This is a genomic window from Pantoea sp. paga (assembly GCF_007558755.1).
GTDB lineage: Bacteria > Pseudomonadota > Gammaproteobacteria > Enterobacterales > Enterobacteriaceae > Pantoea > Pantoea agglomerans.
On sequence record NZ_VLTF01000006.1, the window covers coordinates 193,604 to 211,512 of the forward strand.

Here is a 17,909-nt window from a genome sequence, read left to right on the forward strand (position 1 = left end):
TTAAACTCCCAACTTCCATGACAGCGTCCGCAGCAGGTCGGCAAAAACACCAGCCGCTGTGACATCATTTCCTGCACCGTATCCGCGCAGCACCAGCGGAATCGGTTGATAGTAGCGGCTGTAAAACGCCAGCGCATTCTCGCCGTTTTTTACCTTAAAGAGTGGATCGTTGCCGTCGACGGCGTCGATCTTCACTTTGCAGATGCCACCCTCTTCAATTACGCCAACGTAGCGCAATACTTTGCCTTCATGCTGCGCCTGCGCAACCCGGGCGGCAAAGGCGTTATCCAGCTCAGGCAGACGCTGCATAAACTGCTCAATGTCCTGGATTTCAGTCAGGCTGGCGGGCAGCAGCGGCTCAATCTCAATGTCGCTCAGCTCCAGCTGATGACCCGCTTCACGGGCCAGGATCAGCAGTTTACGCGCCACATCGGTGCCGGAGAGATCGTCACGCGGATCGGGCTCGGTAAAGCCCATTTCACGCGCCATGGTTGTCGCCTGCGACAGTGACATTCCGTCATCCAGCTGGCCGAAGATGTAGGACAGCGAGCCAGAGAGGATGCCGGAGAAGCGCAGCAGCTCATCACCGGCGTTCATCAGGTTCTGCAGGTTTTCGATCACCGGCAGTCCGGCGCCGACGTTGGTATCATAAAGGAATTTACGCCGCGATTTGGCAGCGGCGGCACGCATCTGCTGATAGTAATTCCAGGATGAGGTGTTGGCCTTTTTGTTTGGCGTCACCACATGGAAACCTTCGCTGAGAAAATCAGCATACTGATCGGCGACCGCCTGGCTGGAAGTACAATCCACAATCACCGGATTGAGCAGATGATACTCTTTCACCAGACGGGTCAGACGACCGAGATTGAACGGCTCTTTCGCTTCGCCTAATGCCGCCTGCCAGTTGCTTAAATCGATGCCGTGGACGTGGGTTAACAGCGCACGGGAGTTAGCGATGCCGCAGACGCGCAGGTCGATATGCTTTTTCTTCAGCCACGCCTGCTGGCGATGTAACTGATCCAGCAGCGCGCCGCCGACGCCGCCGACGCCGACCACAAACACTTCGATCACCTGATCGGTGGCGAACAGCATCTGATGCACCACGCGAACCCCGGTGATCACTTCATCATTGTTCACCACCACCGAGATTGAACGCTCGGAGGAGCCCTGAGCAATCGCCACGATATTGATATTGGCGCGCGCCAGCGCCGAGAAGAATTTGGCTGAAATGCCGCGCAGCGTGCGCATGCCATCGCCCACCACCGAAATCACCGCCAGGTTTTCAATGATATCCAGCGGATCCAGCAGGCCATCTTTCAGTTCCAGATAGAACTCCTCCTCCAGCACCTGACGCGCCCGCGCCAGCTCGCTCTGCGGCACGCAGAAACTGATGCTGTATTCGGAAGAGGATTGGGTGATCAGCACCACCGAGATGCCGGTGCGCGACATCGCCGCAAAGACTCTGGCCGCCATCCCGACCATCCCTTTCATGCCAGGACCAGAGACGTTGACCATCGCCATATTATTCAGGTTGGTGATGCCTTTTACCGGGTTCTCATCCTGTTCGCCTTCTGCTCCAATCAGGGTGCCGGGTGCCTGCGGATTGGCCGTGTTTTTGATCAGACAGGGGATCTGGAACTGGGCAATGGGTGCGATGGTGCGGGGATGCAGCACTTTGGCGCCAAAATAGGAGAGCTCCATCGCCTCCTGATAGGACATCGACTTCAGCAGGCGCGCATCCGGCACCTGACGCGGATCGCAGGTATAGACGCCATCCACATCAGTCCAGATTTCACAGCAGTCGGCGCGCAGACAGGCGGCCAGCACAGCGGCTGAATAGTCAGAACCGTTACGGCCCAGTACGACCAGCTCGCCTCGCTCGTTACCGGCCGTGAAGCCCGCCATCAGGATCATGTTCTGCGGCGGAATCTGACTCGCTTCAATACGGCGGGTTGATTCAGCGATATCGACAGTAGATTCAAGGTAGTGGCCAACCGCCAGCAATTTCTCTACCGGATCGATCACGCTGACCTCATGGCCGCGCGCCTGCAGCAGCGCTTCCATGATCGCAATCGAGAGTTTTTCACCGCGGCAGATAATCGCCGCGTTGACGCTGTCCGGGCACTGTCCCAGCAGGCTGATACCGTGCAGAACCTGCTTCAGCTGCGCAAACTCCAGGTCAACGCGGGTTTTCAGTCGATCGTACTCAAAGCCCGGCTGCGCATCAGCCAGTCCCAGCAACAACTCGCTGAAGATACGTTCGGCGTCGCTGATATTCGGCAAAGCATCCTGACCACTGATGGTTTTTTCAATCATCGCCACCAGATGGTTAGTGATCTTTGCTGGCGCAGAGAGCACGGTTGCAACCTGTCCTTGTTGCGCATTACTTTCCAGAATGTCAGCGACGCGAAGAAACCGCTCCGCATTCGCTACCGAGGTCCCGCCGAATTTCAGCACTCGCATAATATAAACTCTCCTGAATTTAAGCCGAAAAAAAAGCCCGCACTGTTTAGGTGCGGGCTTATTTTCTGTTTTTCCTGTATGCGTCAGCCCGCACCGTTACCTGTGGTAATGGTGGTGGTAATAATTGTGGTGTTCAGGCTGATTTTACGCATTTAGATTTATTTTCTGTCTGTTTTTGTCTGTCCGTCTTGCTTCCAGAAGTAAAGCAAAGCGCACATTAAGTCAACCCGATTTGTCCGGCGGACAGATTTCCACCACTGCGCACAGCCACCGGTGAAACCGTAAAACGCTGTTCGATCGTTTGCGATGCAGAAATTCTCTGCGATCTGTTGCTGTAAAATCAGCTTTTTGCCGAGGATTTATCTGTGAGTTTTTTTTCAATATCGTGCAGCAGACGATGCAGCATCGCACTGTCGCGCTGTTCCAGCAGACCCACCCGCTGATCGATCCAGTCTGACAGCTTCTCATCATCACTGACCTCCAGTTGCGCCAGCAGCTGATGGAAACGCTGACGCAGCGCCTGCAACTGCTGCCCATCCGCCGCAGAGGCTTTTGGTGCCTCAACCTGATTCAGCTTCGACAGCTGATAGCAGTAGACCATCACCGCCTGTCCGAGATTGAGTGAAGGATAGTCATTCGCCATCGGGATGCCGGTCAGCAGGTCTACCTGCTCCAGCTCCTCGTTGGTCAGCCCGCTATCTTCGCGGCCAAACACCAGCGCCATACTGTTTACCCACTGGCGTTTCTCCAGCAGCTGCGTTTCAACCTGCTCCGGTGTGGCGTAATAACGAAACTTTGCCCGGCTGCGCGCGGTGGTCGCGACCGAAAAATCGATGTCCGCTAACGCGTCGGCCAGGGTTGCAAAGGTCTGAACGTTGTCGAGAATTTCGCCGGCACCATGTGCCACCCGGCGCGCTGCGGGATCCTGCCATGCGTCACTGGCAACGATGCGCAGCTGGCTGAATCCCATGGTTTTCATGGCACGGGCCGCAGCGCCGATATTTTCTGGCCGCGCGGGCGAGACGAGAATCAGGGGAAAAAGCATATTTATTCCATTGGTCCATTAACATAACGCCATATTAACATGGCTGTTAATGATTCAGTCGCCAGAAGGTAATAAGAAAATCCAGTGTTAACCATGTTAAAACTGGTTAAAAGTGATGGCCTGAATCTTTTTATCACTGAAACCAGCCTTATTAAAGAAAACATTATTAATCCATTTAACTTCAAAGAGATAGAATGTGATTTCCGGCGGGTTTTATTTTGGTCCTGCTGCGTAAAAAATGTAACGAAAATGATGCTTTTTGTGAGCTAAACAGGCAATCTGCGAGAAGTTTTTCACAAAAGTGTTAACGTGCTACAATTGCATTTGATATAAGTCAACGAAGCGTTGTTTTTATGCTTATCGGTTGTAGTTGGTGCTGTTAGGTTGCTGTTAATACAGTTAGGATATGCGCCATTATCATTAACGCCCGGGGCATGCAATTTTCATCCTGACTGGCTGAGCTAATACTGTTGTTGACGTTGATAGATGGCTTATCAAAATATGATTTCGCACAACGGTTCAGCGCGGCCCGCCGCTCTCGATGATGGAGAACGCCATACCGCTGTACGCCCTGTTTTCAATTTGTTGGCAAATTTTAGGTAGCTAAACATGCAGACCCCGCACATTCTTATCGTTGAAGACGAACTGGTCACGCGTAATACCCTCAAGAGTATTTTTGAGGCGGAAGGTTATGTGGTGTATGAGGCGACTGATGGTGCTGAAATGCATCAGGTGCTGACCGACAATGACGTTAACCTGGTCATCATGGACATCAACCTGCCCGGGAAAAACGGCCTGTTGCTGGCCCGTGAACTGCGTGAGCAGGCCAATGTCGCCCTGATGTTCCTGACCGGCCGTGACAACGAAGTCGATAAAATTCTTGGTCTGGAAATTGGCGCTGACGACTACATCACCAAACCGTTTAATCCACGTGAGCTGACTATTCGTGCCCGCAACCTGCTGTCGCGCACCATGAATCTGGCCATGCCAGGCGAAGAGCGTCGTCAGGTGGAGAGCTACAAGTTCAACGGTTGGGAGCTGGATATCAACAGCCGCTCACTGATCAACCCGAACGGCGAGCACTACAAACTGCCACGCAGTGAGTTCCGCGCCATGCTGCACTTCTGCGAAAACCCGGGCAAAATTCAGACCCGTGCCGATCTGCTGAAAAAAATGACCGGCCGCGACCTCAAGCCACACGATCGCACCGTCGATGTCACCATCCGTCGTATTCGTAAGCATTTCGAATCAACGCCGGACACGCCAGAGATCATCGCCACCATTCATGGTGAAGGTTATCGCTTCTGCGGCGACCTGCAGGATTAAGCCCCTGTCAGACGCGGCAAATAAAAAACGCCCCTGCGGGCGTTTTTTTTGTCCTTAGTGTGACGGCATAATCAGTGCCACGGCATAATCGGCACGGCGCTGATCGCATTTTTCGGTGAGCCATCAACCACTTTATCGGAATAGGTCAGATAGACCAGGGCGTTGCGCTTTTTGTCGAAGAAGCGTACAACCTGCAGCTTCTTGAAGATCAATGAGGTGCGCTGGCGGAATACCACTTCACCCTCTGCTTTGCCCTGCGCGATTTTATCACTCAGCTCGACCGGACCCACCTGCTGACAGGAAATCGCGGCATCAGAGGTATCTTCTGCCAGACCCAGTCCGCCTTTAATACCCCCGGTTTTCGCCCGGCTGATATAACAGGTTACATTTTTAACGTCCGGATCATCGAAAGCCTCAACGACAATCTTGTGGTCAGGCCCGAATATCTTGAATACCGTATCAACAGAGCCAATCTGTTCGGCAAACAGCGGGCTGGAAAAGGTCAGCGTGGTCAGCGCAGCGATCATAAGTCGGAATATTGTCATGGAGTTACCATTGCAAATGGAATAGATGAGAATGTAATGTACTGTTAATCGAGTTAATGACCAAACCAAAACGGGTTGAAGCCCGTACTGATTTAGCACAACCTTCCCCGGAAAACGGCCCACGTCTTTTGAGCAATGAGTGCTAATATTCTTCGAATGCGTTTAGCTGCACCACCAGAGTATGAGGATGTTTTATGGACCAAGCCGGTATCATTCGCGATTTGCTTGTCTGGCTGGAGAGCCATCTGGATCAACCCCTTTCACTGGACAATGTTGCCCAGAAAGCCGGTTACTCTAAATGGCATTTACAGAGGATGTTTAAAGACGTAACCGGACACGCAATAGGTGCCTATATTCGTGCACGTCGTCTGTCTAAAGCCGCCGTGGCGCTGCGCCTGACCAGCCGCCCGATTCTGGACATCGCACTGCAGTATCGTTTTGATTCACAACAGACTTTTACTCGCGCATTCAAAAAACAGTTTGCTCAGACACCAGCGTGGTATCGCCGCTCTTCCGAATGGAACTCGTTCGGTATCCGTCCCCCTATTCGCCTGGACGATGAGACGCAGCCGGAACCGGCTTACGTCACCCTGCCGGAAACGGTGCTGGTGGGACAAACCCAAAGTTACACCTGTATTCTGGAGCAGATTTCCAGCTACCGCGACGAGATGCGTATGCACTTCTGGAAGCAGTTCCTGCTGGAAACCGACACGGTGCCGCCGGTGCTGTATGGCCTGCATCAGGTGCGAGCCAGCCAGGAAAAAGATGACGAGCAGGAGATCCTCTACACCACGGCGGTGCCTGCTGACAGCGCGGTCAATCTGCACTCCGGCCAGAGCGTGATTCTGGAAGCGGGCGACTACGTGCAGTTCACCTATACCGGCCCACGCGTTAATCTGCAGGAGTTTATTCTGCTGCTCTATGGCACCTGCATGCCAACGCTGGGGCTGACCCGTCGTCAGGGACAGGACATCGAACGTTTTTATACCGATGGCGGTAAAAAACGCGCTGAGCCACCGACCGAGATCCGTTGCGAATATCTGATTCCCATTCGCCGCCAGACCGTAGCCAGCTGACGTTAAGGCTGCCGTCATCGCGACGGCAGCCTCAGGTAAATCAGCGTTGAAGCTCGTCGAGTGCAGGCGCATCCAGATGGGAAATATCCCCCGCCGTCTCGACAATCCAGCCTTCTGCCAGCCAGGCGCTCTGCTGATAATCGACACGTGAGAGTGAGCAGTTGCGCAGACGCAGACGACGTTCCGCATAGGCGGGCAGACCGAGAATCGTGCTGACCAGCGCCCCCAGCGCCATACCGTGACTGACGAGCAGTGGACGGCTTCCGGCTGGAAGATCAAGACAGGCATTCAGCGCGGCATGCATGCGCGTCGCCATCTCAGTCATCGACTCCCCTTCAGGAATACGGCCCCCTTCGGTGCCGTTGACCAGCGTGGCACGCCACTGCTCTTCTTCCGCGGTTAAGCCATCCAGCGGACGCTTCTCCAGCACCCCCATATTCAGCTCACGCAACCGCGGATCAAGCGTTACTGAGCAGCCGCAGGCATCCGCAATAATCTCTGCAGTGCGGCGCGTACGCCCCAGATCGCTGGCAATAATGTGCGTAATGCCCAGATGTTTCACGCGCTCACCCACCTGCCAGGCTTGCTGCTCACCTTTTTCCGTCAGCGGACTGTCGGACTGACCCTGAATGCGACGCTCCGCATTCCATACCGTTTCACCGTGACGAACAAGATAGACCTGTAGCATGTTAGTTTCCGTTATACTGCGACAAAAATCGCTTTAGAGCTTACCCCATCAGGCGTCATTGTTGCAGTCAGTCTGCACACGGAGAGCGCGAAACATCCGGCGCGTACAGGAAGTACGTGAGGATTGTGAGCACTGCCCGGGTTCAGAATGACAAATCAAACAGCCCGATAGGCCAGGCGCTTAATCACCTGAGGGTTCAACCAATTATGTACCATGTTGTCGCAGCCACCACCAATCCAGCGAAAATTCATGCGATTGCTCAGGCATTCAACGACGTTTTCGGCGAGGGATCCTGCCATATTGAAGGGGTCGAGGTCGATAGCGGCGTAGCAGCACAACCGTTAACTCATCTCGAAACGCGAACTGGCGCACGTCAGCGCGTAATGAATGCCCGGCAGGTCCGGCCAGAAGCGGCGTTCTGGGTAGCGATTGAGGCGGGCATCGAAGATGACAGCGCGTTTGCCTGGATGGTGGTAGAAAATCAGAAGCAGCGCGGCGAATCGCGCTCGGCCAGTTTCACCCTGCCGCCGGTGGTGCTGGCGGGTCTGCGTGAAGGGCGGGAGCTGGGCGACGAGATGGCGCGGTTAACCGGCATCGAAAATATCAAACACCAGGGTGGCGCTATCGGGGCGTTCACAAACGGCCTGCTCAGCCGCTCCAGTGTCTATCATCAGGCACTGATTCTGGCGCTCTGCCCGTTCATCCATCCGCTTTACCAGCAGTGATCAGGCGCGTCCCAGACGCGCTTCCAGCCAGCGTTTCAGCTCCGGCGGCGCCTCTTTCAGGCTGTTCGAGCCACGGGTAATGGTCGCGATGCCAACGCCGAGCTCATTTTTCAGCTCGCGCTGGCTCATCTTGCCGTTCATTAACTCTTCGATAATCCGCAGACGGGTGCCGAACGCTTCCCGCTCGTCGGGCGTCATCATCAGTTGCATCAGTGGCAGCGCATGACCATCAGCAAAGGCCTGCTGCATCAGCACGACAAAGCGCTGCCAGCTATCTTCTGCCGGATGCGCATCGGTAGAGGGGGAATCAGAATGGGTCATGAAGAGGCTTCCGTACTCGCTAAAGAGTACGGAAGCTTAGCACAGCTAGTAACGGCGATTCCACTCAGCATCTGACAGGATCTTGTCAGGCTTGCCCATGAAGTGACGATAGTAGGCGTCGTACGCCAGCACATTCTTCACATAGCCACGCGTTTCAGAGAACGGGATGGTCTCGATAAACGCGACGGCATCAAGATTGCCTGCACTGGTTTTCTGCCAGCTTCGCACCCGGCCCGGCCCGGCATTGTAGGCCGCCGAGGCGAATATCCGGTTCTGGTTGAACTGCTGATAGACATATTCCAGATACTGGGTGCCGATCTGAATATTGGTTTCCGGATCGAGCAACTGGCTGGTGTTGCTGTAGCCAGGGATGTTGTACATCTTCACGGTATGCGCCGCCGTGGCAGGCATAATCTGCATCAGACCGCTGGCGCCGACCGGTGAACGCGCTTTCGGATTCCAGGCGCTCTCCTGACGCGAAATCGCCATCGCATAGCTCGGCGGGATCTGCTTCACCGCGGTGTTGCGCTCATAGACGCTCTGCCACGCCAGCGGGAAACGCTCTTTCAGGCTGTCCCACATTTTGGCAGTGATGGTCGCCTGAACGCTGAGATCCCACCAGTCCTGCTCATTGGCGTAGCGCGCCAGCATCTGCTGCTGCGTGTGCGTGCGGCTGCCGATCAGATTGCTCCACTCGCTGCGCGCCAGGTTATCCAGACCCCAGTACATCAGCTCGCGAACGCGGGCCAGCTCCGGTCCCTGCACCGTGGCACTGTCAGGCTTCGGCGCTTCATCCACCTGCAACGGGTAGTCAACGCCCAGCCGCTGCGCGGCCACCATTGGATAGAAGCCACGCGCCTGCATCAGTTTGCGCAGGATCTCTTCCGCTTCCTCTTTGCGATCTTTCTCAAACAGCAGATCGGCCTGCCAGTACTGCCACTCATCTTTCTCTTTGGCTTCCAGCGGCAGACGGGCGATCCAGGTGTTGAGGCCGCGTCGGTCATGCTGAGAGAGTGCCAGTCGTACCCGGCGTTCTACCAGCGCGGTGGACTCGCTGTTCATCACCACCGCATCGCGCCAGCGTGCCTGCTCAGAGGTGAGATCGCTGCCCATCATGCGCCAGACCACAATCTCCTTCAGTGCCTGCTCATCTTCCGGTCCCATCTTCTGCGCCCGGACCAGGATCGGAATCAGGCTGCGGGCATTTTCCATGTCCTGCCGCGCCACACGCGTAAAGGCGTAAATCGTCGCCTGGCGGGTAAAGTCGGTTGGCCCGACGGCGCTGGCGAAGGTGCTGACCGTTAAGGGATCCTGCTGCAGAGCCTGTATCGCGTCAGACATGGTCTGATAGTCAGTAGGCAACGTTTTCGCCAGATAGCTCACCAGGCTGTCGTTGCCTGCTTTCATCGCCAGCCGGATACGCTCCAGGATCGTAATCGGCGAAATCTGACCGGACGCCTGCCAGACCGAAAAGAGCTTATCGCAGTCCGCGGGCAGCGCCGTGCCGCGCAGCCAGATCTGCTTCGCGCCGTCAAACGCGGCCTGCTGCTGACCGGTAGCCCATTTGGCGTAATACCAGTTACAGCGTGCCTGCACCGGCTTAGGTTCGGTCGGACTGAAGTTCAGCACACCCTGCCAGTCCTGTCGGTAAGCCAGCACATTAATAAAACGTGTGCTGAGCGAACGCGCGGGTGGCAACGTTGGATACTGGCGAATAAAGTTCTGTACCGCCAGGGTGGTCTCCTGATCGAGATCCTGTGCCAGCAGGCGATATTGCAGATAAGGATAGAGCGGATAATCCTGTAGCGTAGGCAACAGCTGATCCACGGTGGCCATCTGATTGCTGTCCCAGGCCTGTTTAATTTGTTGATAACGTTGCCGTTGTTGATCAAGCGAATCGGCCCATGCGCTGCTGGCCGTGCCGGCCATGCAGATCCCTATTATCCAGTTACGCCACTTCACCACGTAAATCTCCTCTGTTGCTGGGGCCGGCGAGTTGCCAGACAGTCTTCATGCTAACCAGGCCACCGGACTCTTGCCATGTTCTTCACAAAATTTACGCACACGAAAGGTAAACGCACCGTCATCGCTCAGCGTGCGCGCCGTAATTGTGCAAATTATCATCAGAAAATCTTATCACTGCACGCATTAAACTGTTGAATCATTACGTTAAAAAAGTGGCACAGCCTTTGCTCTGTTGAATTCCATCTTGTATACCAGCTGGAATTCTTCGTATGACTTCAACCTTTGGCCTGACGCTTCACGCCTGGCAGCAGCGCTATCAGCAGGCGCCGCAACAAATTACTTCGCTGCTGAGCGCACACCTGGCGGCACTCGATCCTCAGGATAATGCCTGGATTTATCTGGCGACACCGGAGCAGTTAGCGGCACAGATTGAGCCCCTGCTGGCGCACTATCAGCGCGATCCCGGCTCGCTGCCGCTGTTTGGTGTTCCCTTCGCCGTCAAAGACAACATTGATGTGGCGGGCTGGCCGACCAGCGCCGCCTGCCCCGCCTTTACCTATACCGCCAGCGAAGACGCGGTAGCGGTCGCCCGGCTAAAAGCCGCCGGCGCGATAGTCATCGGCAAAACTAACCTCGATCAGTTCGCTACTGGCCTGGTGGGCACCCGCTCCCCGTTTGGCGCGGTCAGTAACACCTTTGATGCCGATTACGTCAGTGGCGGCTCCAGCTCCGGCTCCGCGTCGGTGCTGGCGCGCGGGCTGGTCGCCTTTTCACTGGGCACCGATACTGCGGGATCGGGCCGCGTTCCGGCGGGCTTTAACAATATTGTCGGACTGAAACCGACCAAGGGCTGGTTCTCTGCACGCGGCGTGGTGCCCGCCTGCCGCCTCAACGACACGATTTCCGTGTTTGCGCTGACGGCAGAAGATGCCTTTAGCGTTGCCAGCGTCATGGGTGGCTATGATGCCGGTGACGCCTATTCGCGCATTAATCCGCGCACCGCCCCGGCCAGCCTGCCCGTCCATCCCCATTTTGCTGTACCTTTGAACCCGGAGTTTTTTGATGATGCCGCCGCCGAAGCCGCCTGGGACCAGGCGCTGGAGGCGTTGCAGGCGGGTGGCGTGACGCTGCACCCCATCGACTTCACCCCGTTCCGGAAGCTGGCTGAACAGCTTTACTACGGTGCCTGGGTCGCTGAACGCACGGCGGCGGTGGGCGGGATGCTTGATCGCCCGGCGGAGATGGATCCGGTGGTACACGAGATTATCGCCAGCGGCCTGAAATACAGCGCAGTCGATGCCTATAAGGCGGAGTATCTGCGAGCCGAACTGACGCGCCAGATTCAGCAGACGCTGGCACAGTTTGACGTGCTGGTGGTGCCGACCTCGCCCACGATTCATACCCTGGAGGAGATGAAGCAGGAGCCGATTCACTACAACTCGCAGTTCGGCACCTATACCAACTTTACCAACCTTGCCGACCTCGCCGCGCTGGCGCTGCCCGCACCGTTTCGCAATGACGATCTCCCGGCAGGCATCACGCTGATTGCGCCCGCCTGGCACGATCGGGCGCTGGCTGAATTTGGCATTCGCTGGCAGCAGCAGCTCGCCCTGCCGCTGGGCGCGACCGGCCAGCCCTGCCCTGCCTGGCGTACCAGCCTGCCCGCCTCCGCCGACCATGTCCGGCTGGCGGTAGTGGGCGCGCATCTCACCGGAATGCCGCTTAATTTCCAGCTCACCGATCGCCATGCCGTCTGGGTGGAAGAGACGAAGACCGCGCCACACTATCGCCTGTTTGCCCTGCTGGAGGGCGCGATCAAAAAACCCGGCCTGATGCGTGACGAACAGGGCGCCGCTATCACCGTGGAGCTGTGGGATATCCCGCTGGCGCGCTTTGGTGAGTTTGTGGCGGAGATTCCCGCACCGCTGGGCATCGGCAGCCTGACGCTGGCGGATGGCCGGGTGGTGAAAGGCTTTATCTGCGAAGGCGCGGCGCTGAACAACGCGCTGGAGATTACTGAGACGGGCGGCTGGCGCAACTGGCTGGCATCACAGGGGAGTCACTGATTATGTTCACCACCGTACTGATTGCCAACCGCGGCGAAATTGCCTGTCGCGCCATTCGGACGCTGAAGCGCCTGGGCGTCAAAAGTGTCGCGGTCTATTCAGATGCTGACCGCAACGCGCAGCACGTTAAGCAGGCGGATATTGCTATCGCGCTGGGCGGCGATAAGGCCAGCGACAGCTATCTGCGCATCGACAAAATTCTGGCGGCGGCTCAGCAGAGCGGCGCGCAGGCTATCTGGCCGGGCTACGGTTTTCTTTCAGAAAGCCAGCCGTTTGCCGAAGCCTGCGAAGCGGCGGGCATCGCCTTTGTCGGCCCCACCGCGCAGCAGATTGGTGAGTTCGGCCTTAAACACCGTGCCCGTGAGCTGGCAGCCAGTGCGGGTGTACCGATGACGCCAGGTACACCGCTGCTTGCGTCGCTGGAGGAGGCGATGCAGGCGGCCGATAAGATCGGCTATCCGGTGATGCTGAAAAGCACGGCGGGCGGCGGCGGCATTGGCCTGACGCGCTGCGCCGACGCCGGTGCGCTCGCCAGCGCCTGGGAGAGCGTACGCCGTCTTGGCGAGCAGTTCTTCAGTGATGCGGGCGTGTTTCTGGAGCGCTGCATCGATCGCGCCCGCCATGTAGAAGTGCAGATTTTTGGTGACGGTAACGGCACTGTGGTCGCACTGGGTGAACGCGACTGCTCACTGCAGCGCCGCAATCAAAAGGTGGTGGAAGAGACGCCCGCGCCCGGTCTGTCTCCGGCGACGCGTGATGCCCTGCTCGCCTCGGCCGTGCGGCTCGGCGAGCGGGTGAACTACCGCAGCGCAGGCACCGTGGAGTATATCTACGACGTTGACCAGCAGGCCTTTTACTTTCTGGAAGTGAACACCCGCCTGCAGGTGGAGCATCCGGTCACTGAGTGCGTCACCGGACTCGATCTGGTGGAGTGCATGTTGCAGGTGGCGGCGGGCGATGCGGTTGACTGGTCACGTCTGCAGCAGGCGCCGCAGGGCGCAGCCATTGAAGTGCGGCTCTATGCGGAAGATCCACTGAAGAACTTTCAGCCCAGCCCCGGCCTGCTAACCGGCGTAACTTTCCCTGACGGCGTGCGGGTCGACAGCGGCATCGAAACCGGCAGCGAGGTCTCCAGCTTCTACGATCCGATGATCGCCAAACTGATCGTGCATGCCGACACCCGCGATGCTGCTCTGGAAAAACTTCACCATGCGCTGGATGCCACTCAGCTGCACGGTATCGCCACCAACCTCGACTATCTGCGCCAGATTACCGCCAGCGACGCGTTTCGCAGCGGCAACGTCTGGACGCGCTACCTCGACAGCGTGGTGCCTGCCTCCTCCGTGGTGGAAGTGCTGCAACCCGGTACCTTCAGTTCGGTTCAGGACTATCCTGGCCGCCTCGGCTACTGGGATATCGGCGTGCCGCCTTCCGGCCCGATGGATGACTTCGCTTTCCGGCTGGCTAACCGCATCGTCGGTAATCATGACGCGGCGGCGGGGCTGGAATTTACCCTGCAGGGGCCGACGCTGCGTTTCCATTGTGCTGCCATCGTGGCGCTGACCGGTGCTGACTGCGATGCCACGCTGGAGGGCGAACCGGTCAGCACCTGGCAGCCGCTGGCGGTGAAAGCGGGACAGACTCTGGCGCTGGGACGCGCCCGGACGGGCTGCCGCAGCTATCTGGCAGTCCGTAACGGCTTCGACGTGCCGGAGTATCTTGGCAGCCGCAGCACCTTTTCGCTGGGCCAGTTTGGCGGTCACGCCGGACGCACCCTGCGGGTTGCCGATATGCTGGCGATCTCCCAGCCTGAGCGGGCAGCCTGCACCACGCCTGCCCCGGTCAGCGATCCGCAGCCGCTCGATGCGGCGCTGATTCCGCACTACGGCAGCGAGTGGCGCATCGGCGTGCTCTACGGCCCGCACGGCGCACCGGATTTCTTCACCCAGGCCGCCATCGATGCTTTTTTTGCCAGCGACTGGCAGGTGCACTACAACTCCAACCGTCTCGGCGTGCGGCTGGTCGGCCTGAAACCGACCTGGACCCGCGCCAACGGCGGCGAAGCGGGCCTGCATCCCTCCAACGTTCACGACTGTGAATATGCCATTGGCGCGGTCAATTTTACCGGCGACTTCCCGGTGATCCTGACGCACGACGGCCCAAGCCTCGGCGGCTTTGTCTGTCCGGTGACCATCGCCAAAGCCGAGCTGTGGAAAGTGGGCCAGGTTAAACCTGGCGACACCATCCGCTTCCACCCCATCACCGCAGACGATGCGCTGGCGCGGGAAAAAGCGCAGATGCATCTGATTGAGACATTGCGGCCTGAGCATCCGCCCACGTTTGCCGTGCCGTCACTGGCCGAAACTGCCCACGGCTCCGCCACGATTCTGGCCGCTCTGGAGGCCACCGCCAGCACGCCGAAAGTGGTCTATCGCCAGGCGGGCGACAAATATGTGCTGATTGAGTATGGCGACAACGTACTGGATCTGGCGCTGCGTCTGCGTGTCCATCTGCTGATGAATGCGCTGACGGCGCAGGCGGAGCCTGGCGTAGAAGAGCTGTCGCCTGGCGTGCGTTCGCTGCAGGTGCGCTACGACAGCCGCATCATTAACCAGTCCGGGCTGATGTCGCTGCTGCTGGCGCTGGAAGCGACGCTGGGCGACGTCAGCACGCTGAAAGTGCCCTCCCGCGTGGTGTGGATGCCGATGGCATTTGAAGACAGCGCCACGCTGGGTGCCGTCAGCCGCTATCAGGAGACGGTGCGTGCCAGCGCCCCCTGGCTGCCTAACAACGTGGACTTTATCCAGCGGATTAACGGCTTAAGCAGCCGCGATGAGATGCGCGACACTCTGTTCAACGCCAGCTATCTGGTGCTGGGGTTGGGCGACGTCTACCTTGGCGCTCCCTGTGCCGTTCCGATCGATCCACGCCATCGTCTGCTGAGTTCCAAATACAGTCCGGCTCGCACCTTCACCGCCGAAGGCACCGTAGGGATCGGCGGCATGTACATGTGCATCTACGGCATGGATTCGCCCGGCGGCTATCAGCTGGTGGGCCGCACGCTGCCCATCTGGAATACCTTCCTGAAAAACCCGCAGTTCGCTACCGATGCGCCGTGGCTGCTGCGCTTCTTCGATCAGGTGCGCTTCTATCCGGTGAGTGAAACCGAACTGACCCAGCTGCGCGAAGATTTCCGCGAAGGGCGCGCCAGCCTGCGTATTGAAGAGACGCAGTTTGATTTTGCCGCCCACCAGCAGTTCCTCGCCGACCACGCCGCTGAAATTGCAGCGTTCCGCCAGCGCCAGGCCGCCGCCTTTGAACAGGAAGTGCAGCTATGGGCGCAGGAGGAGCAGAACGCGCCGCCGGAGGATGAAACGCGCGCCAGCGTCAGCGAAGAGGAGGAGAACGGGCTGGCGGTGCAGGCGGATCTCAATGGCAACATCTGGAAAGTGCTGGTGCAGCCGGGCGACGAGGTCAGCGCCGGGCAGACGCTGATTATCGTAGAGGCGATGAAGATGGAGCTGGCGATAGTCGCCCCGCAGGCCGGTCGTGTGACGCAGATTGCCTGCCAGGCGGGCCGTCCGGTCAGTCCTGGCGATAACCTGCTGTGGCTGGAATAAGGAGCGGTAATGACAACGCAACCCCACTCCCCTAAAGCCCGCCCGGAAGCGCTGGCGGAACGGGTTTATCAGGCGCTGAAGGACGATATCTTCGCCTTTCGCCTGATGCCCGGCGATCGCTTCAGCGAAAGCGAAATCGCCGGACGGATGGCGGTCAGCCGCACCCCGGTCCGTCAGGCGCTGTTCCGGCTGGAACGCGAAGGCTTTGTCGAAGTCTGGTTTCGCAGCGGCTGGCAGATTAAGAACTTCGATTTCGCCTGGTTCGAATCGCTGTATGACCTGCGCACCGTGCTGGAGTGCGAGGCGGTCAAACGCCTCTGCGCCCTGCCTGCGCCGCAGTGTGCCGCGCTGTTAAACGAACTGAACCAGTTCTGGTGCGAGGCGGAGCCGCTTACCGAAGGGCTGGTGGTGTCGCAGCATGACGAAGCGTTTCACATGACGCTGGTGGCAGCAGCAGGTAATCCGGAGATGGCACGCATTCACGCCGAACTCACCGAGAAGATCCGCATTATCCGCCGGCTCGACTTCACTCGTGACGATCGCATCTTTGCCACCTGGCAGGAACATGCACAGATTTTACAGGCGATTTTTCAGCAGCAGACCGCCGAGGCGCAACGCATCCTGACCGATCACATCGCCGTGAGTAAGGCGGAGGTCAGAAAGATCACGCTGCACCGCCTTCAGCAGGCCCGGCTCCAGCTCACCGAATAACACAACAACTACTCAGGGGTTTCAGATGATGAAAAGACGTTCGTTGATCAAGGCTTTCGCCCTCTCCGCCACCGTTGTCAGCATGGGGTTCGCCTGGAGTGCGCAGGCGGCTGACACCATCAAAGTGGGGATCATGCATTCGCTCTCCGGCACTATGGCGATTTCGGAAACGCCGCTGAAGGATGTGGCGCTGATGACCATCGATGAGATCAACGCCAAAGGGGGCGTGCTGGGGAAAAAGCTGGAGCCGGTGGTGGTCGATCCCGCCTCTAACTGGCCGCTGTTTGCCGAGAAGGCGCGGCAGCTGCTGACTCAGGATAAGGCGGCGGTGGTGTTTGGCTGCTGGACCTCGGTGTCGCGCAAATCGGTGCTGCCGGTGTTTGAAGAGCTGAACGGCCTGCTGTTCTACCCGGTGCAGTATGAAGGGGAAGAGATGTCACCCAACGTCTTCTATACCGGCGCTGCGCCTAACCAGCAGGCGATTCCGGCTGTGGAGTATCTCATGAGCGAAGATGGCGGCAGCGCGAAACGCTTCTTCCTGCTCGGCACCGACTATGTCTATCCGCGCACCACTAACAAGATCCTGCGCGCCTTCCTGCACAGCAAAGGCGTGGCGGATAAAGATATCGAAGAGGTCTACACGCCGTTTGGTTACAGCGACTACCAGACCATTGTCTCCAACATCAAAAAGTTTGCGGCTGTCGGCAAAACGGCAGTGGTTTCCACGATCAACGGCGACTCCAACGTGCCGTTCTACAAAGAGCTGGCGAACCAGGGGATCAAAGCCACTGACATTCCGGTGGTCGCCTTCTCGGTGGGCGAAGAGGAGCTGCGCGGCATCGACACTAAACCGCTGGTGGGTCAGTTAGCCGCCTGGAACTATTTCGAGTCGATCGATAATCCGACCAACGCGAAGTTTGTCGCCGACTACCGCGCATATGCCAAAGCACATAACCTGCCGAACGCCGCCACCGTCGTCACCAACGACCCGATGGAAGCGACCTATGTTGGCATTCATATGTGGGCGCAGGCGGTGGAAAAAGCGGGCACCACGGATGTGGACAAAGTGCGGGCGGCGATGGCCGGTCAGACCTTTAAAGCGCCGGATGGCTTTACCCTGACCATGGATCAGACCAACCATCATCTGCATAAGCCGGTCATGATTGGCGAAGTGGAAGAGAACGGCCAGTTCAGCGTGGTGTGGCAGACAGATCAGCCGGTACGTGCGCAGCCGTGGAGCCCGTACATTGCCGGTAACGACAAAAAACCCGATCACCCGGTGAAAACCGCGCAGTAATCGCGGGTTGCTGATAGATACGCAGCGTCACCCGCTGCGAAGCGGCAGCACGGCACCCGGC

General features: G+C 58.0%; 14 protein-coding genes and 1 other annotated feature. Of the genes, 7 read left to right on the forward strand and 7 right to left on the reverse strand.

The annotated features are described in order from the left end of the window. The 3 genes from thrA to FOV68_RS16885 form a co-directional block, all read right to left on the reverse strand. On the reverse strand, positions 1-2,463 hold the full coding sequence (gene thrA, locus FOV68_RS16875) for a bifunctional aspartate kinase/homoserine dehydrogenase I (RefSeq protein WP_039386439.1): 2,463 nt from the start codon (positions 2,461-2,463) through the stop codon (positions 1-3). 26 nt (positions 2,464-2,489) lie between these two features. Further along, positions 2,490-2,608 (reverse strand) — a sequence feature (Thr leader region). Continuing rightward, a complete protein-coding gene (thrL, locus tag FOV68_RS16880) occupies positions 2,547-2,615 on the reverse strand; it encodes a thr operon leader peptide (protein WP_071591720.1) in 69 nt (22 codons plus the stop codon). It overlaps the preceding feature by 62 nt. Before the next feature lie 188 nt (positions 2,616-2,803). Next, the gene (locus FOV68_RS16885) at positions 2,804-3,508 is read right to left on the reverse strand and encodes a tRNA/rRNA methyltransferase (protein ID WP_069025805.1); all 705 of its coding nucleotides are present in this window, start codon (positions 3,506-3,508) and stop codon (positions 2,804-2,806) included. A 609-nt stretch (positions 3,509-4,117) separates the two neighbouring features. Here FOV68_RS16885 and arcA point away from each other — a divergent pair. After that, positions 4,118-4,834: a two-component system response regulator ArcA gene (gene arcA / locus FOV68_RS16890; RefSeq protein WP_010253677.1), complete on the forward strand. Its 717-nt coding sequence runs from the start codon at positions 4,118-4,120 to the stop codon at positions 4,832-4,834. 71 nt (positions 4,835-4,905) lie between these two features. Here the strand turns inward: arcA and creA are convergent, their stop codons facing one another. Beyond that, on the reverse strand, positions 4,906-5,379 hold the full coding sequence (gene creA, locus FOV68_RS16895; protein ID WP_010253671.1) for a protein CreA: 474 nt from the start codon (positions 5,377-5,379) through the stop codon (positions 4,906-4,908). Between the two features lie 194 nt (positions 5,380-5,573). Between creA and robA the strand changes: the two genes are divergently transcribed. After that, positions 5,574-6,455, forward strand: coding sequence for an MDR efflux pump AcrAB transcriptional activator RobA (gene robA / locus FOV68_RS16900; RefSeq protein ID WP_031594485.1), 882 nt, complete (start codon positions 5,574-5,576; stop codon positions 6,453-6,455). A 40-nt stretch (positions 6,456-6,495) separates the two neighbouring features. Here the strand turns inward: robA and gpmB are convergent, their stop codons facing one another. Next, positions 6,496-7,143, reverse strand: a complete 648-nt coding sequence (gene gpmB, locus FOV68_RS16905) for a 2,3-diphosphoglycerate-dependent phosphoglycerate mutase GpmB (protein ID WP_010253664.1) — start codon at positions 7,141-7,143, stop codon at positions 6,496-6,498. Between the two features lie 206 nt (positions 7,144-7,349). Between gpmB and yjjX the strand changes: the two genes are divergently transcribed. Continuing rightward, complete coding sequence (gene yjjX / locus FOV68_RS16910) at positions 7,350-7,868, forward strand: inosine/xanthosine triphosphatase (RefSeq protein ID WP_010671697.1); 519 nt, start codon at positions 7,350-7,352, stop codon at positions 7,866-7,868. On the opposite strand, the gene trpR is transcribed toward yjjX, so the two are convergent. Continuing rightward, positions 7,869-8,189 (reverse strand): trp operon repressor, encoded by a 321-nt coding sequence (gene trpR / locus FOV68_RS16915; RefSeq protein ID WP_031594483.1) that lies wholly within the window; start codon positions 8,187-8,189, stop codon positions 7,869-7,871. Positions 8,190-8,234: 45 nt separating this feature from the next. Continuing rightward, positions 8,235-10,154 (reverse strand): murein transglycosylase, encoded by a 1,920-nt coding sequence (gene sltY, locus FOV68_RS16920; RefSeq protein WP_033756501.1) that lies wholly within the window; start codon positions 10,152-10,154, stop codon positions 8,235-8,237. A gap of 269 nt (positions 10,155-10,423) precedes the next feature. On the opposite strand from sltY, the gene atzF reads away from it, so the two are divergent. Genes atzF through urtA form a run of 4 tightly spaced genes read left to right on the forward strand, consistent with a single transcriptional unit; the run spans position 10,424 to position 17,848 of the window. Further along, entirely contained in the window at positions 10,424-12,220 is a 1,797-nt protein-coding gene (gene atzF / locus FOV68_RS16925) for an allophanate hydrolase (RefSeq protein WP_143991245.1), read from the forward strand. A 2-nt stretch (positions 12,221-12,222) separates the two neighbouring features. After that, on the forward strand, positions 12,223-15,840 hold the full coding sequence (gene uca / locus FOV68_RS16930; protein WP_143991246.1) for an urea carboxylase: 3,618 nt from the start codon (positions 12,223-12,225) through the stop codon (positions 15,838-15,840). A 9-nt stretch (positions 15,841-15,849) separates the two neighbouring features. Next, positions 15,850-16,551 carry a GntR family transcriptional regulator gene (locus FOV68_RS16935; protein WP_031593301.1) on the forward strand — a complete coding sequence of 234 codons (702 nt, stop codon included), beginning with the start codon at positions 15,850-15,852 and terminating at the stop codon, positions 16,549-16,551. A 28-nt stretch (positions 16,552-16,579) separates the two neighbouring features. Next, positions 16,580-17,848, forward strand: a complete 1,269-nt coding sequence (urtA, locus tag FOV68_RS16940) for an urea ABC transporter substrate-binding protein (RefSeq protein ID WP_143991261.1) — start codon at positions 16,580-16,582, stop codon at positions 17,846-17,848. Positions 17,849-17,909 lie beyond the last annotated feature (61 nt).

Excerpts from the sequence above, each read along its gene's own strand:
- thrA (WP_039386439.1), bottom strand. The coding sequence starts at position 2,463 with ATGCGAGTGCTGAAATTCGGCGGGACCTCGGTAGCGAATGCGGAGCGG.
- FOV68_RS16885 (WP_069025805.1), bottom strand. The coding sequence starts at position 3,508 with ATGCTTTTTCCCCTGATTCTCGTCTCGCCCGCGCGGCCAGAAAATATC.
- arcA (WP_010253677.1), top strand. The coding sequence starts at position 4,118 with ATGCAGACCCCGCACATTCTTATCGTTGAAGACGAACTGGTCACGCGT.
- creA (WP_010253671.1), bottom strand. The coding sequence starts at position 5,379 with ATGACAATATTCCGACTTATGATCGCTGCGCTGACCACGCTGACCTTT.
- robA (WP_031594485.1), top strand. The coding sequence starts at position 5,574 with ATGGACCAAGCCGGTATCATTCGCGATTTGCTTGTCTGGCTGGAGAGC.
- gpmB (WP_010253664.1), bottom strand. The coding sequence starts at position 7,143 with ATGCTACAGGTCTATCTTGTTCGTCACGGTGAAACGGTATGGAATGCG.
- yjjX (WP_010671697.1), top strand. The coding sequence starts at position 7,350 with ATGTACCATGTTGTCGCAGCCACCACCAATCCAGCGAAAATTCATGCG.
- trpR (WP_031594483.1), bottom strand. The coding sequence starts at position 8,189 with ATGACCCATTCTGATTCCCCCTCTACCGATGCGCATCCGGCAGAAGAT.
- atzF (WP_143991245.1), top strand. The coding sequence starts at position 10,424 with ATGACTTCAACCTTTGGCCTGACGCTTCACGCCTGGCAGCAGCGCTAT.
- uca (WP_143991246.1), top strand. The coding sequence starts at position 12,223 with ATGTTCACCACCGTACTGATTGCCAACCGCGGCGAAATTGCCTGTCGC.
- FOV68_RS16935 (WP_031593301.1), top strand. The coding sequence starts at position 15,850 with ATGACAACGCAACCCCACTCCCCTAAAGCCCGCCCGGAAGCGCTGGCG.
- urtA (WP_143991261.1), top strand. The coding sequence starts at position 16,580 with ATGAAAAGACGTTCGTTGATCAAGGCTTTCGCCCTCTCCGCCACCGTT.